At 50.3% G+C, this 13,887-nt stretch carries 12 protein-coding genes; 8 read left to right on the forward strand and 4 right to left on the reverse strand.

What is annotated here, in order from left to right; all coding sequences use genetic code 11:
• Positions 1–151 precede the first annotated feature (151 nt).
• The 4 genes from Q0Z94_RS08915 to Q0Z94_RS08930 all read right to left on the reverse strand — a co-directional run bounded on the left by Q0Z94_RS08915 (position 152) and on the right by Q0Z94_RS08930 (position 3,768).
• Positions 152–808: a methyltransferase domain-containing protein gene (locus tag Q0Z94_RS08915; protein WP_298068905.1), complete on the reverse strand. Its 657-nt coding sequence runs from the start codon at positions 806–808 to the stop codon at positions 152–154.
• 84 nt (positions 809–892) lie between these two features.
• A complete protein-coding gene (locus Q0Z94_RS08920) occupies positions 893–1,399 on the reverse strand; it encodes a DUF721 domain-containing protein (RefSeq protein WP_298068907.1) in 507 nt (168 codons plus the stop codon).
• 98 nt (positions 1,400–1,497) lie between these two features.
• Positions 1,498–3,042: a hydroxylamine reductase gene (gene hcp, locus Q0Z94_RS08925; RefSeq protein ID WP_366517598.1), complete on the reverse strand. Its 1,545-nt coding sequence runs from the start codon at positions 3,040–3,042 to the stop codon at positions 1,498–1,500.
• Between the two features lie 234 nt (positions 3,043–3,276).
• Positions 3,277–3,768 carry a CYTH domain-containing protein gene (locus Q0Z94_RS08930; RefSeq protein WP_298068909.1) on the reverse strand — a complete coding sequence of 164 codons (492 nt, stop codon included), beginning with the start codon at positions 3,766–3,768 and terminating at the stop codon, positions 3,277–3,279.
• 227 nt (positions 3,769–3,995) lie between these two features.
• Between Q0Z94_RS08930 and fmt the strand changes: the two genes are divergently transcribed.
• The 8 genes from fmt (at position 3,996) to Q0Z94_RS08970 (ending at position 13,705) form a co-directional block, all read left to right on the forward strand.
• Positions 3,996–4,967: a methionyl-tRNA formyltransferase gene (gene fmt, locus Q0Z94_RS08935; RefSeq protein ID WP_298068911.1), complete on the forward strand. Its 972-nt coding sequence runs from the start codon at positions 3,996–3,998 to the stop codon at positions 4,965–4,967.
• A 77-nt stretch (positions 4,968–5,044) separates the two neighbouring features.
• Complete coding sequence (locus Q0Z94_RS08940; RefSeq protein ID WP_298068913.1) at positions 5,045–6,397, forward strand: transcription antitermination factor NusB; 1,353 nt, start codon at positions 5,045–5,047, stop codon at positions 6,395–6,397.
• 281 nt (positions 6,398–6,678) lie between these two features.
• A complete protein-coding gene (locus Q0Z94_RS08945; protein ID WP_298068916.1) occupies positions 6,679–7,218 on the forward strand; it encodes a hypothetical protein in 540 nt (179 codons plus the stop codon).
• Positions 7,219–7,239: 21 nt separating this feature from the next.
• On the forward strand, positions 7,240–7,914 hold the full coding sequence (locus tag Q0Z94_RS08950; RefSeq protein WP_298068918.1) for a DUF4384 domain-containing protein: 675 nt from the start codon (positions 7,240–7,242) through the stop codon (positions 7,912–7,914).
• 48 nt (positions 7,915–7,962) lie between these two features.
• Positions 7,963–11,205, forward strand: a complete 3,243-nt coding sequence (locus Q0Z94_RS08955) for a CHAT domain-containing protein (RefSeq protein WP_298068920.1) — start codon at positions 7,963–7,965, stop codon at positions 11,203–11,205.
• Between the two features lie 56 nt (positions 11,206–11,261).
• Positions 11,262–12,131 carry a hypothetical protein gene (locus tag Q0Z94_RS08960; RefSeq protein WP_298068923.1) on the forward strand — a complete coding sequence of 290 codons (870 nt, stop codon included), beginning with the start codon at positions 11,262–11,264 and terminating at the stop codon, positions 12,129–12,131.
• A gap of 102 nt (positions 12,132–12,233) precedes the next feature.
• A complete protein-coding gene (locus Q0Z94_RS08965) occupies positions 12,234–12,986 on the forward strand; it encodes a hypothetical protein (protein WP_298068925.1) in 753 nt (250 codons plus the stop codon).
• Complete coding sequence (locus tag Q0Z94_RS08970; RefSeq protein WP_298068926.1) at positions 12,983–13,705, forward strand: OmpA family protein; 723 nt, start codon at positions 12,983–12,985, stop codon at positions 13,703–13,705. Before Q0Z94_RS08965 ends, Q0Z94_RS08970 begins: the two co-directional genes overlap by 4 nt.
• Positions 13,706–13,887 lie beyond the last annotated feature (182 nt).

Genomic DNA, 13,887 nt, shown 5'->3' on the forward strand with positions numbered 1-13,887 from the left:
TGGTCATGCTGCTGGGGCGGCCCTATATCGATGTGCGTGCCAGCTTCAACTCCTTCCTGCCGGACGGTCTTGCCCCGGTCGTGGGTGAAGCACTTGTCTGCGCATGGCTGGAGCGCCTAGACACGCACCCTAGGTTAAGTATGTTATATTGTTAACAGCGCCGCAGCTCCCAGAGCGTGACTGGTACGGGAATTTTTTGATGGGTTAGCGGCGAAACAGGGAGTGAACAGAGCTTTTCGATGTCGAAACCTTTCCGCGCCGTTTCGAGAAACGCCGAAAAGACTTTGCGGCCGGGTTCCGCTATCCAGACGCGGCCCTCAGGCGCAAGCACGGTCTCGAGAAAGCGAACAATGGGCGCGGCGAATTCTTTTTCGTACATGATATCTCCCGCCCAGACACGTTCGAAACTTTTCGGACGAAGTGCAGGGCGGCGCCAGTCCATGACTTCCCAGCGCACGCCGGAAACGGTGTTAAGTTTTTCGTTGAGTTTGGCGTATTCTATGGCGGCTGGTTCGTAATCCATAGCCGTGACGCTGGCCCCGAGCCATTGTCCTGCAAGTGCGGTAAAGCCCAGTCCGCACCCCATGTCGAGGCAGGCTTTTCCCGTGATGTCGTTCTGTCGTTCTGCCAGCCATCCGGCCAGTGCCAGCGAAGATGGCCAGACTTCATTCCAGTAGGGAGGCTGGTCTTCATCATTATTCCCCATAGCTTCCCAGAGCTTGTCCATATCAGCCCGGCGTATATGCCACAAGCGTCCGCAGGAATGAAAAATGCGGTCGAAAGACGTACAGGTAATATTGTTCTGCATGGGATTGTCCGTAAAAGCTGAAAATTTAAATTTTCAATGTTCCAGAGTTTTAGGGAACTGACTGTTAAATAAAGAAAAATTCAGCTAGGTGTTTCTGTTTTCCTGAAAGAGCCGGACATAGGCTCTGTAGCATTCGGCCAGCGGGGAGTCTTCGGGAAGCTGAAGCTGTCCAAGGCGCGGAGGACGTGGAGGAGGGGGTAGAACAGGCGCCTCGGTAATATCCACACGGCGCAGAGTATCCCTGCCCATGAGCAGATGTAGTTCCACACGGCTGAAAAATTTTTCGTCCATGAAGGCGTTGGCGCGCTCCAGAAGTTCAGGAACGGCGTAGCTTAATTCCTGCATGATGCAGGAATCATCCGCCCCGATGAGCAGTATGCCGCTTCTGTGCCCCAGAGGATGGGCAATGGAGGCGAACGGACCCATGACGATTTCCCAGTTTCTCCACAGTTCGCCGAGAAGCGCCTGACGGGGATCCATTCCATGCGAGGTGAGCCAGCGATTAAGCCCGTCGCTCAGTGCGGATGTCCTGCCGCTTCGCCTGTCAAGGTCGAATCCTGCAAAATGTTTGCGTTTCCCCTTATTTTCCATGCCGCTATGATACGGCTTTTTTTTTAAAGAGAGAAGTCCCGCGGACAAAGCCTCCCAAGGGGAAACTCTGTCCGCGGGGAAAAGCGTTCCGGCACGGGTTACCGGGAAAGCATGGCGTCCATATCCTTTATGGGATCTCCTTCAGGAAGGACTCCAAACTCTTTGACAAGCACGTCAAGCACCGCGGGAGACAAAAAGGCGGGAAGTGACGGACCCAGGTAGATATGCTTCAGGCCCAGAGCGAGCAGGGTAAGCAGAATGGCCACGGCCTTCTGTTCGTACCAGGAGAGAACCAGCGTGAGCGGCAGGTCGTTCACACCGCATTTGAAAGCATCGGCCAGGGCCAATGCTACCTTGATGGCACCGAAGGCGTCGTTGCACTGTCCCATATCCAGGAGCCGGGGAATACCGTCTATCGTGCCCAGGTCGAGGTCGTTGAAGCGGAACTTGCCGCAGGCCAGAGTGAGAACCACGGTATCCGCGGGCGTCTGCTTCACGAATTCCGTATAGTAGTTTCTTCCCGGGCGTGCTCCGTCACAGCCTCCCACAAGGAAGAAGTGGCGGATCTTCTTCGCCTTTACCGCTTCAATGATGACTTCGGCGTGAGAGAGAACAGCTTCACTTCCAAAGCCCGTGGTCAGAGTGCTTCCCCCGTTGATGCCAGAGAAGGTTATATCTTTCTCATAACCGCCGAGCTGAAGAGCTTTGTTTATCACGGCAGAGAAGTCTTTATCCGTGCCTATGTGCGTCATGCCCGGATACTGTACCACGCCCGTGGTAAAGACGCGGTCGGCATAGCTTTCCCTTACCGGCATGATACAGTTTGTGGTAAACAGTATGGCCGCCGGCACTGCGGAAAATTCCTTCTGCTGGTTCTGCCAGGCCGTCCCGAAATGCCCCTTGAGGTGAGTGAAGCGTCTCAGTTTCGGATAGGCGTGGGCCGGCAGCATTTCCCCGTGTGTATAGACCGAGACGCCCTTACCTTCTGTCTGCCGAAGAAGAAGTTCAAGATCGCGGAGGTCATGGCCGCTGACGATGATGAACGGGCCTTTTTCCACTGTTTTGGAGACGGTTGCCGGCTCCGGTGTTCCGAATGCCGCGCGGTGCGCGTCATTGAGCATTTCCATGCAGGAGAGATTGACGCGACCGGCTTCCATCACTGCTTCCAATAGTTCCGGCTGACCGGCGTCTTTGGCCAGCAGTGCCAGTCCCTTGTAGAAAAAGGAGTCCACATCGTCCCGCACGGAACCGAGAACGCGGGCGTGGCAGGCGTAGGCGGCAATTCCCTTGATGCCGAAAAGCAGGAGGGATTTCAGGCTGCGCAGATCTTCCTGTTCCTTCCAGAGCGAAGCGAGATCGAAAGGCTTGTCCTTCGCTCCGCGGGCGTCGCGCACACGGGTGATGAGTTCCGTGAGTGCCTGGTCATCGAAATCAACGTTGGTCAGAGTGGAAAAAAGTGCGTCTTCCATAAGACTGTCCAGCGCATGGTCACGCTTTGCGCCGGAAAGAGAAAGAGAGACGAGTTCACCGATAAGAACATCCTGAAGATGGGAGGTGGAAGGCTGCTTTCCGCAGACTCCGCGGAGACTGCATCCCCTGCCGCCAGCCGTTTGTTCACATTGAAAACAGAACATTTCGTTCATGGCCTGCTCCTTGGCGTTTGAACCCCGTTGAGGGGCGTTGTTCAGCCTGTATACTGATCCAGGGGCGGAGACCACGCAGTGATTCAGCGCACAGTGAGCCGTGAAAGTTTCATTTAACTTTACATATTTTTTGAATTTATTTAATTTTTAATTTAAAAGATTATTTTAATTAAAATTGTCTCTAGTGGATGGAAATGGGATGCAAAACTATCTCTGAAGAAGACAGAGATTGTGTCAGGGAGCTTTTTTCTGATCCTTAGGCCAGCTTGTGTAAGGCTGTTTGGATAATTCCACGTTGAGATAGCGTGATAATTTGCTGACTTCCTCTCCCAGCCAGCTGGGACGGATAAAGTCCTGGTCTTCGGATTCGAGTTCTATTTCAGCAACGATCAGGCCGCGGTTTGCGCCTTCAAATTCGTCCACTTCCCAGATATTTCCGTATTCTTCAAAGGTATAGCGCGTTTTTTCAATGACTTCCGCAGGGTCAAGCCCATCAAGCAGCGCCCGAGCCTCTTCAAGAGGAATTTCATATTCAAATTCATGGCGGGCGATACCCTTTCCACGGTACTTGATATTGAGGATCCCGCGTTCTCCGGCTATGCGTACGCGCACGGTGCGGTCTCCGGTACGCGCTATGTATCCTTGTCTGTAGGCTATTCCCTGGGTCTTTCCCCGCCATTCGCTGCTTTTTACCAGAAATTTTCTTTCAATTTCCTTATGATTCATGGAATTACCTGTCCTTTTTAGAATTTTCCTGATACGGAGAAAAGTTGCCTGTGTATCCTTCCATATCGAAGAATCATGTTTTCATGTGACATCATAGAGCGCTCCTGAAAATTTTACAAGGAGCCTGCAAACATGCGGAAGTCTTTTCCTTGCGTCTTTTCCTTCCGCTGGCTACCATGCGCAGAGGGCATTTCGCTAAGAGACATTTTTAAGGTTACGGAGAAGTCATGGCCAACCTGCGCATCGTCTTTATGGGAACTCCGGACTTTGCAGCGTCCGTTCTGAAAGCTGTGGCCGCCTGGGAAGGTGGAGAAGTGGCGGCGGTGTACACGCAGCCTGACCGTCCTTCCGGGCGCGGAAAAAAACTGAGCGCTTCAGCGACAAAGAAACTGGCTCAGGAACTCGGCCTGCCCCTTTATCAGCCGAAAAATTTCAGAGACGACGCCGACGTGCAGACGTTGGCTGATTTGAAGCCCGACGTACTGGTTGTCGCGGCCTACGGTCTCCTGCTGCCCCAGCGGGTTCTGGATATTCCTGAACTCGGAGCGTTCAACGTCCACGGATCGCTTCTGCCCCAGTACCGTGGAGCCGCGCCGATACAGCGCGCCGTCATGAACGGAGATTCCATCACCGGCGTCACGATCATGCGCATGGAAGCCGGGCTGGATTCAGGGCCGATACTGCTTCAGCAGGCTGTGAGCATCGAACCTGACGACACGGCAGGCACACTTTTTGAAGAACTGGCCGAATGCGGCGGCCGGCTCATGACCGGTGCTCTGGGCATGATAGCTGAAGGCCGTGTTTGCTACATTGCTCAGAACGATGAGCTTGCAACTCACGCCGCCAAAATTTCTCCTGACGAAGAGTTTCTGGACTGGAGCGGAGACGCCGCGCACATCCATAACGTCATCCGCGGGCTGACCCCTTCGCCCGGAGCGAAGAGCGTTCTGCGTATTGAGGGCCGTGAACCGCTGCTTTTGCGCATAGAACCCGGCGAACCTGTGGCATTGCAGGTTGCGTATGAACCGGGCACACTGGTGAGGATGGAAGGAGGCGCGCTTGTGGTTGCCTGCGGCTCCGGAGCTTACCGAGTGACAAAGCTCCGGCCGTCAGGAAAGACCACCATGTCCGCCACGGACTTTTTCAACGGGCGTCTTCGTGGATCGTCCGCTCCCTTTGGTCTGTTTGGGAAAAAGTGATTTTCTGAAAAATTGTCTTTTCCAAGTTAAGGCCCTTCACACCTTTTCTGCGGTGTCGAAGCTCTTTTGATGAGCCTATGGTCGAAAAAAGAAAAAAAATACCTCAGAACGACTCCAAAAAAACTGCGCGGGAAGCAGCTCTGGAAGTTCTTCATCAGGTCTTCCGGCACCCGGAAAACGGTACTCCCGTTCCTGTGCTGTTAGCGGAAAAAACAGCTTCTCTGGATGTTCGCGATGTTTCTCTGACCTCGGAACTCGTTTACGGTGTTCTGCGCCGTTTTATGCTTCTGGATACGGTCCTCACTTCTCATTTGCGGCGTCCTGCGGCGCTGTCGCCTCAGGTGCGTATGCTCCTGCGTCTTGGCGCGCTTGAGCTGCTCTTTCTTGATGGTATTCCAGAACGCGCCACGGTTAACGAACTGGTGGAAATTGCGCGGCGACGCTTCGGCCAGAGGCTGTCCAGTCTGGTTAACGCCTTACTCCGTGCTTTGGCCAGAGACAAGGAAACGGTGTTTAAACCGCTGTCCCTTGCGGAGGGATGTTCGCTGCCGCCTTGGCTGGCAGAACTTTGGGGAAGGCAGTACGGTGCGGAAAAGGCCTTGGAATTTGCTCATAATACGCAGACCGGGCCGGCTCCCTGCTGGAGGGTAAACACGCTTCGTCCCGGAAGCGGAGAGCTTCTTGCCGAGTGGACGGCGCGCGGATACACGAGAGTCGGGGACTTCGGCTTCAGTGCCTTTGGACTTCCCCAGAACAGAGATCGGGCAGGTGAGGAGCGCACTCTTCTCGAGATATTGGAAAGGGATGGCGCGCTGACTCGGCAAGGAGCCGCTTCCCAGCTTCTGGTTGGCGATATAGTGCGAGTGATACGCGAGGCGGCCTTTGAGGATGTTCCCCTTTGGGATGCCTGCTGCGGACGTGGGGGTAAGAGCACGGCGCTCTTGGAGCAGGGTATAAGAGTGGCACTGGCCAGTGATCCTTCCGCCTTCCGTCTGGAGGACTTTAAAAAGAGTGTGCGTCGTCTTGGACTACCCATGCCGCAGATTCTTTGTTTGCCCGTGCAGGACGTTGCAGACTCATTCCCTCTCATCTTGCTGGATGTGCCTTGCAGCGGAACAGGGACGCTTGGGCGTGTGCCGGAACTGCGCCTTCGCCTCACCAGAGAGAAGCTTGAGCGGGTCGTCCGCCTCCAGCGGGAAATCCTGGAGTCCGTCTGGCCGAAACTTGAACCTGGCGGACTGCTTTTCTACGCCACCTGTGCCCTCAATAAAGAGGAAAATGAAACCCAGATACAAATGTTTCTTGAAGGTCATCACGAGGCTGAAGGTGTCTTCCAGAAATATTATTTTCCTTTCTTTCCGGGGCAGGATGCCATGTTCCTTTCTGTCATTAGAAAGGATGGGGCTGAGGCCGAAAAATTTAAATTATAGATTTTGCATAATTAGTAGAAAAAACTTTGGTAAAACGATAACCTCTTGACATACATTAATGGAGTGGATAAAAAATCAGTAAAGCGTCAAAGGTGTGCTCTATGGCAAGGGATATGATGTAACCTATTGGAATAGCTTATGTCTCTCTCTCTCTCTCTCTCTCTCTCTCTCTCTCTCTCTCTCTCTCTTGTAGAAAATTTTTACCAGTCTGTTTTTAAGCTGTGTCCTGTGTTGGGGCGCAGCTTTTTTTTAACTTTTGTCGTATGTAGTGAGGAAAGACGATGAAAGAGCAACGGTGGTTCATTTTTTTTAAAAGGTTATCGGTAAGTCTTGCAATAATGCTGATGTGTTTCGTGACATCGGCTATTGCTGCAGAAAGCGGATTTTTTTTCTGTAAAGATTTTTCTGATGATTTGACGCCTATCGATGCATCAGATGAATTTACAGAAAATGAAGTTTCATGGATTGCCTATTCTAACAAACCTTTTAATGCATCGTCAATTGTTTTCACTATATATAAACGTGATGATAATGGTTCTGAAAGCATGATCCATAGAGAAAAAGTAGACATTCGTCCAGCATGGAATAATCTTTTTTTGAAAAAGATGCCTTTCCCTGGAGATGGTATTTATATTCTTTCTATTGATAAGGAAGATGGAGGTAATATTGCAGAAGGTACAGTAACTATAAAGGCTATAAAAAGTCCCGAAGCAGAGGCCTCTTCTGAGGCAGCTTCTTTGGATAATTTAGACATACAGGGTGCTGAATTGAAGAGACTTTTTGACAGTTTTAAACTTAAGGCCACTCACGGCCAGTCTTAATAACCTTAAAGGAGAAGGATTATGTTGTACAAAATTTCTTCTGTTGCGGCTATGGCAGCGTTTATGCTTTTTTCTGCGGTCCAGGCAGACGCAGCAAGGCAAACTCGCGATCTGGTGTTTGAAGAAGAGGAAACGACCGTTGAAGCGGCTCCGGCTGTAGAAAATGCTCAGGTGGTTGCGGTGAAGGCGACTATTGAGCTGAAGCGTGACGGTCAGACTTCGACGGTCGCCCCCTCGTATGAGTTCAAATCTGGTGATCGCGTCAAACTCATCTATACTCCCAGCGTTGACGGCTATGCCTACTGGATGGCTAAGGGCAGTTCCGGTGCTCTTACTGTACTCTATCCTTCCGTTCAGGCGGGCACAGAGAATAAGGTTTCTCGCAATGTAGAATACACGATCCCGACAAAGGGTTCCTTCAAGTTTGACGACACACCGGGCACGGAAGAACTGCTCTGCGTGATTTCTCCCGAGCGGGTTCCCGAACTAGACAAGATCATTGCCGAAAACTCCAAGGGTGTTATTGCGGCAGACAAGGCCACCCAGGTCGCTATGGTGGAAGAAAAGAATACCTCCAAGCGGCAGACTCGTGATCTTGTGTTTGAAGAAGAGGAAGAAGAAGACGTCAATATTAAGAAGCAGGCAGCGGCGCCTGGTGAACCTTTTGTGACGCTCTATACTCTGAAGCACAACTGATTTTGTAGCAGGCGGCTCGCTCCGGCGGGCCGCCTGCAAGGTGTAGCCATGCAGTTTCACTGGATACTTTCCCTTTCCTTTGTCCTTTTTTTGATGTTTACCCCCAGCCTGACCTTTGCCGGCAAGCTGGAAACGACCTTTGCGACCGCACAGAAGGCTTTTCAGGAAAAGCGCTTTGACGATGCTGCGGCAGGATTTGAAAAAGCAGCTGATCTTCTTGGCAGACAAAAGCAGTACGCACAGGCCGGTCTTGTTTTGGGCAATGTAGCGGCGATACGCCTCCAACAGGAAAAATTCCAGGAAGCCGCATCCGTGTATGAAAAAATTCTTGCCCTCCCAGGCAAGTTGGACGGAGATCTTCAGCGGCGCGTTCTGGGGAATCTCGCTGTCTGTAGACATAATCTCGGTGAGTTTGCCCTGAAAGCGGACACGCTGGAAAAGCTGTTGAAAATGAGCGCAGCTTTGTCTGCTGAAGCTAAAGCAGGCATCTATGCTCAGCTTGGAGACGCATACAGGGCGCTGGAAGTGTACTCTCCGGCCCTAAAGGCTTATCAGACGGCGCTTCAACTCTTGCCTGCAGTTCCCGAGAATAAAGACTTGCGCGGACGGCTGCTCAATGGAGCCGGGCTTTGTGCTAGTAATCTCGGCGACTTTTCCCTTGGAGAAAAGCTGCTCAAGACTGTTTTGGACGAAGGTCCGGACGGTGCGCAAATGGAGGCAGAAGCACTAAGCAATCTCGGCGTCCTTAAATGGGAGCAGGGCAACTATCCTGAAGCCGCCGTATTGCTGAAAAAAGCATTGGCGAAAGAGACGGAGGCCTCTCTCACAAGGAATAAGGGGGCAGACCTCAATAATTATGGGTTGGTGCTAAAAAGTGCAGGACGCTACGAGGCCGCCACGGAACAGATAGTGCAGGCCAGGGATATAGCCCGTTCACAGGGAAATCTGCGTGACGAGGGTATCGCTCTTTCCAATCTTGCGTTGCTGGCAAGGATAACGGGTGACGTCGAGTCGGCAAAGCGAGAGTATATCGCGGCTCTGGACTGTTACGAAAAGGTATCGTTTAAGGAAGGGAAAGCAAGTACACTGCTGGGGCTTGGAAAAATATACGAAACTGTAGATCACGATTATACACGTGCATTGGACTGCTACAAAAAGGCTAAGGCACTGTATGAAGAACTGTCTATTCCTCGTGGTATTGCAGAAAGTCTGAATCAGATTGGACGCGCACTGCGCAAGTCTGCAGATCCTAAGCGGACGACACGAGATCTTATTTTTGATGATGAAGAGATTTCTTTTCCTGCGATAGATCCAGCTCAGGCTCTGAAAGAATCGGCAGAAGCTTTCGGCAGGGCACTCGAGCTGGCAGAACAGATGGGTATGAAAGAATTGCAGTGGAGTGCCTATCAAGGACTGGGCTTTGCCTTATGGGAACAGGGCAGAGAGTCCGAAGCTCTTGCAGAATACGAAAAGGCTATCGCACTTGTTACTGCTATGCGCGGATCTCAGGAGGATGCTGAACTGCTGAGAGATTACCTGAAAGATAAGGGCGATCTCTTTACCGAAGCTATGGAACTATGTTCGGCGTTGTTCCAAAAGACAAACGACAATAAATACATGGTTCGCGCCATGGAACTTGACGAGATCTCCCGCAATGAACTCGTCAAGGCCAATGCCTCTCTGGTACGCATGAACTATGCCGACAGTGCCAAGCAGGAAATGTATGAAAAAATCTTGGCTCTTTCTAAAACAGAACGGAAACTCAAGGTTTCCGCACCGGTGACCGTGCCTGTTGAAGCGTCTGCATCAGCGGAGGAAAAAAAGAAAGCCTCGCTGGAAAATGACGAAAAGAAGCAGTCGTTGCTCCAAACAGCGAAACTGGAAAAATCACTTCAGACGCTTCTTAAGGATTGGAAAGACCGTTATCCTGAAGATGCTGCTCTGTTTGACTCTAATGCGAAGATTAACCCTGATGCTGTTCGGGCTGCACTGAAATCTGATGAAATGGTTCTGAACTACATCAGCCTGCCTGAGGCGCTCGTGATAGTTGCCATAGCCAAAGATTTCGTTCGTATTTACAGTGAGCCTGTTCCTGCTAAAGAATTGGACGAGCGCATCAAGAAGGACTTTTTGGTTGATATTATTGAGGGGTATGGTCATCAAAAGGATCCTCAGCAGGAAGACGAGACGGTGGCAATTCAAAAAAGCACGAGCTATTTCCGTGAAATGTACGAATTGCTCATGAAGCCTGTAGAGAAGGATATCCAGGAGAAAAAACGTATTACAATAGTGGCCAGTGGTTTTTTAGCACAATTCCCATTTGCTTCACTTGTGACTGATGCCAGCGATCCTGTTCATCCTACGTATTTGGTGGAAAGCAAGGATATCGTTCTTTCGAGATTGTCTTTCTTTGGTGGCAGGAAGAAAGACGAGAAGGTTCCTTCCCGGCTTATGGCTGTAGGAAATCCAAGAAATGGAAAATATAAACTTGGTTTGAAATCTCTTTCCGGGGCAGAAAACGAAGTAAAAATGTTGGCAGCAAATTTCGGGCTTCAGGAAAATGCTGATAGCATACGTTATAAAGAAGAAGCTACTGAAACATGGGTAAAGAATGAAATAGATAAACGTTTTGAGATAATTTATTTTGCAACCCATGGAATGCCTTTTTCTGATACATATACATCTTTTTTAAATTTTGAAGAGCAAATTAAAAGGTTTAAAAATAAAGATAGTGCCAGAAAACAACGTGACTATGCACAACAGTGTTTACCAGGGTTATCTATGCTGAATGGCTATTTATACTGTGCAGATAGCGATACCGATGATGGGTTCTTTACGTTGAAAGAAATAATGGAAATACCTACTGAATCTTTAAAAGAAACTCAGCTTGTTGTTCTTTCCGCATGTAATACAGGTGTCTCGTTTGCTCCTAAATCTCTTGTTGATGATACAATTTTACAAACTTTTTCCTCAACAAATATTGAAGCAGAGTTGCGTAAAGTTGGCTGGGTTCCTGGCGTTGATCAAGTTTCTTTTGTAGATACATTCATGAAGCGTGGAGTAGGTTATACATACGGTTCTTTGTGGTTCGCTGATGATGCTGCAAACGCATGGATTATGCCGAGATTCATGGAAAAGCTGAAGCAAGGACAAGGCATGGTTGCGTATAGTGATGTTATCCGTGAATATATTAAGCGAACAAAAGAAGGAGATGCTGTTTTAGGAGATGGCTATACCTCTATTCCTCAACATCCGTATTACTGGGCGGTCGGAGCTGTGTTCAGTCATTAAGCTGTCTCCTTACGGAGACAGCATAACCCTATAACCGCAGAGAAGAGGAAATCTGCATGAGTAAACTTCGTAAACTTTTACTTGGAGCGTTGCTTTGCGCCCTGACGGCTGGTCTCGTGTGGGCTGGCGCGGAATTGCTGGGACAAGCTAACAGGATTGCGGCTGACGCTGGCGCCAGCGATGTCAACCTTCAGATGGTGTCTATCGAGACCATTACCAAAAAGCCTGCGGCAAAGGCTCCTAACGTAAACTGGAGCGCTGTGAGTGCACTTGAAAAGAAGATGCAGGCAAACACCACGCAATTTAACGCCGTGCTTAGCAGGGCTAAAAACGAAAGTTCAGGTGCCAGCCAGAAGGTCTCTGATGGAACTCGAAGCCAGGGTATGAAGCTGGCGAATGAATTTAACACCATGTCGGAAGATCTTGCTAAGATTTGGGACGCCGCGGGCAACTGCCAGACCCGTGCTAAACAGGCCCGTGCCGCTGGCGCCAGCCGTCTTGCTACAGCTGAAATGGCTCTGAGCAGCATTGACGCCGACAAGGTTAGCGCTTCCCAGAAGGCTTCTGAAGCTCTTGCCGAAGCACGTAGCGACTTCCTTGCTGAAGCGAAGAAGGACATGGACGTTAGCGACCTGCAGGCACTTAAGAGTGCTATGCTTCCCAAGGCACAGGCTCTGCTGACCGGCGCTACTGCTTTGGGTACGCAGGTTAGCGGTCTGGTGAGTGAAGTCACCAACTCTGCCGCCTCCGTCACTAGCGGCGATCCTATGGCGGCCATTGGCGGCTGTGCACGGCAGGTGACCAGCAGCAATTCCGAGAATCCCGCTATGGCACTTCTTAGCCCTGTCAAGGCTCTTTCCAGTATGGTCGCTTCGTTGATCAGCAATATTAAGGGCTTCATCTCTGATCTTACTGCGCTTATCTGACGTTAGTTGACACGCAGACTTTGCAATTCAGTATAACGGTGGATGGATGGCCTGCAACGTAGATACGTTCTGACCGTCCATTCACCTGTATGGATTACAATGATGAAAAAGTTTCTTGTGTGTATATGGCTGTGCACATTGTTGATTTGTTTCCTGCCAATGTCGGCGTATGCTGGACTGTCCCCCTCGCTTTGGGACACTTATTACCAGATGGCAGTTAATCGACCGGTTGCTGTGCTGGATTGTCCAGGGCGTGTTTTGTGTGACCGGCAAAATATGTCTGAATTTATCCGCAGGTGGAAGTGCCGTGGTTCTTCATACGAGCTTCATTACGAGGATCGGGCTGAACTAGCTCGAACCGTGTATGATCTGGCCGTTCATGCTGGCGATATTGACGCGTCCGTTTCACGGGAACGTGTCGAGGCAGGAGTGGAAGGTTTTCATTATAGTTCGCAACAAGTATGCGCATGGATTGAGGAGGTCTTGCACGGGGCGTCTGTTTCACGAGAAGCTATGGTTTTCATCGGATATTTGCTTTATGATGGGGTAATTGTTTTTGACGGCGGCAGGTGCAAACCCGGCGCTGGCATTCGGCATGTCCTTGCGGCCGCTCCTGGTAAAAAGCGTTCGTTTAAAGAAAATATTGACCATGAACGGCTTCATGTTCTCTGGGATGAAGATCCTTCGTTTCGTGCGAAGGCGCAGGCAGCATGGGCAATTTTGCCTGAGCCTGACAAGGTTGACGTGCAGCATCGCTTGAGAGCTTACGCAAATGATTTGCAGCTTCGTCTCGAAGAATGGGCTGTGCGGGAAGTGGAACAAAAAAAACTCGACATAGAAGGAACAGGGCTATGAAGAAAAGTAAAGAAGTTTGGTTGGCTTTTCTTGCCGCTTGGTTGATAGCTTTTTTCCCTGTTGGTGTCAGTGCCGCTGAGGAAGGTGGTACCGGTAAGGCGATTCTTGATGGTTTTCTTAAGCAGGTCAGCGGAAAGAAATCAAAGATGGCTGACAAAGAAAAACCCGGCATGACCGAAGCGAGTACCGCAGTTCAGCCATCGACTGTACCAGAAGATAAGCCTGAGTCCGGAACGGAGGAGAAGACGGTCAATACAGAAAAGTCTGAACCAAAGGAGTCTGTCGAGGCAGGCAACGAAGCCCAGGCTGCTTCCGACGAAAAACGGTCCTTTGATTTCGGCTTGTCGAAAGCGTCAGGAAGCATCAGCGCAGAGCTTGAGAAAAAGGGTAAGGCTGTTGTTTACCTTGAATTTGTACTGGGCAAGGCCGATGTTCTCCCCCAGCATATGGACAGTATTGATGAGATTGCTGAAGCGATGAAATCACACCCTGAGTGGAAGCTGAGTGTAGAAGGGCATACAGATAAACAGGGGCGGCCTGCATGGAATAAAAAGCTTTCAAAGATGCGCGCAGACGCCATTTGTCGTGAGCTTAAGGGCAAAGGCATAGATCCTGAACGCCTCTCCAGTGTTGGCTGGGGAGATGAAAGGCCGCTTGATACTACCGAAAACGAAGCAGCATATGCTAAAAATCGCAGAGTAGAACTACACCTTAAGTAAGTTTCCTTTGAACTAATTTTACAGAACGGGAGGCTATTAATATAATAAAAAAGGGGCTGTCCTAGGTAAGAAAAAAGAGCTAGGATAGCAGCATGTATGAAAGACGCAGCAGACTAGATAGTCGACAACAGACCGAACTTATAAAGTTTTTTGTGGCAGGGGTCACGGCAAGGCCTGCCGGA

This window comes from uncultured Mailhella sp. (assembly GCF_947631555.1).
In the GTDB taxonomy this organism is placed as follows: domain Bacteria; phylum Desulfobacterota; class Desulfovibrionia; order Desulfovibrionales; family Desulfovibrionaceae; genus Mailhella.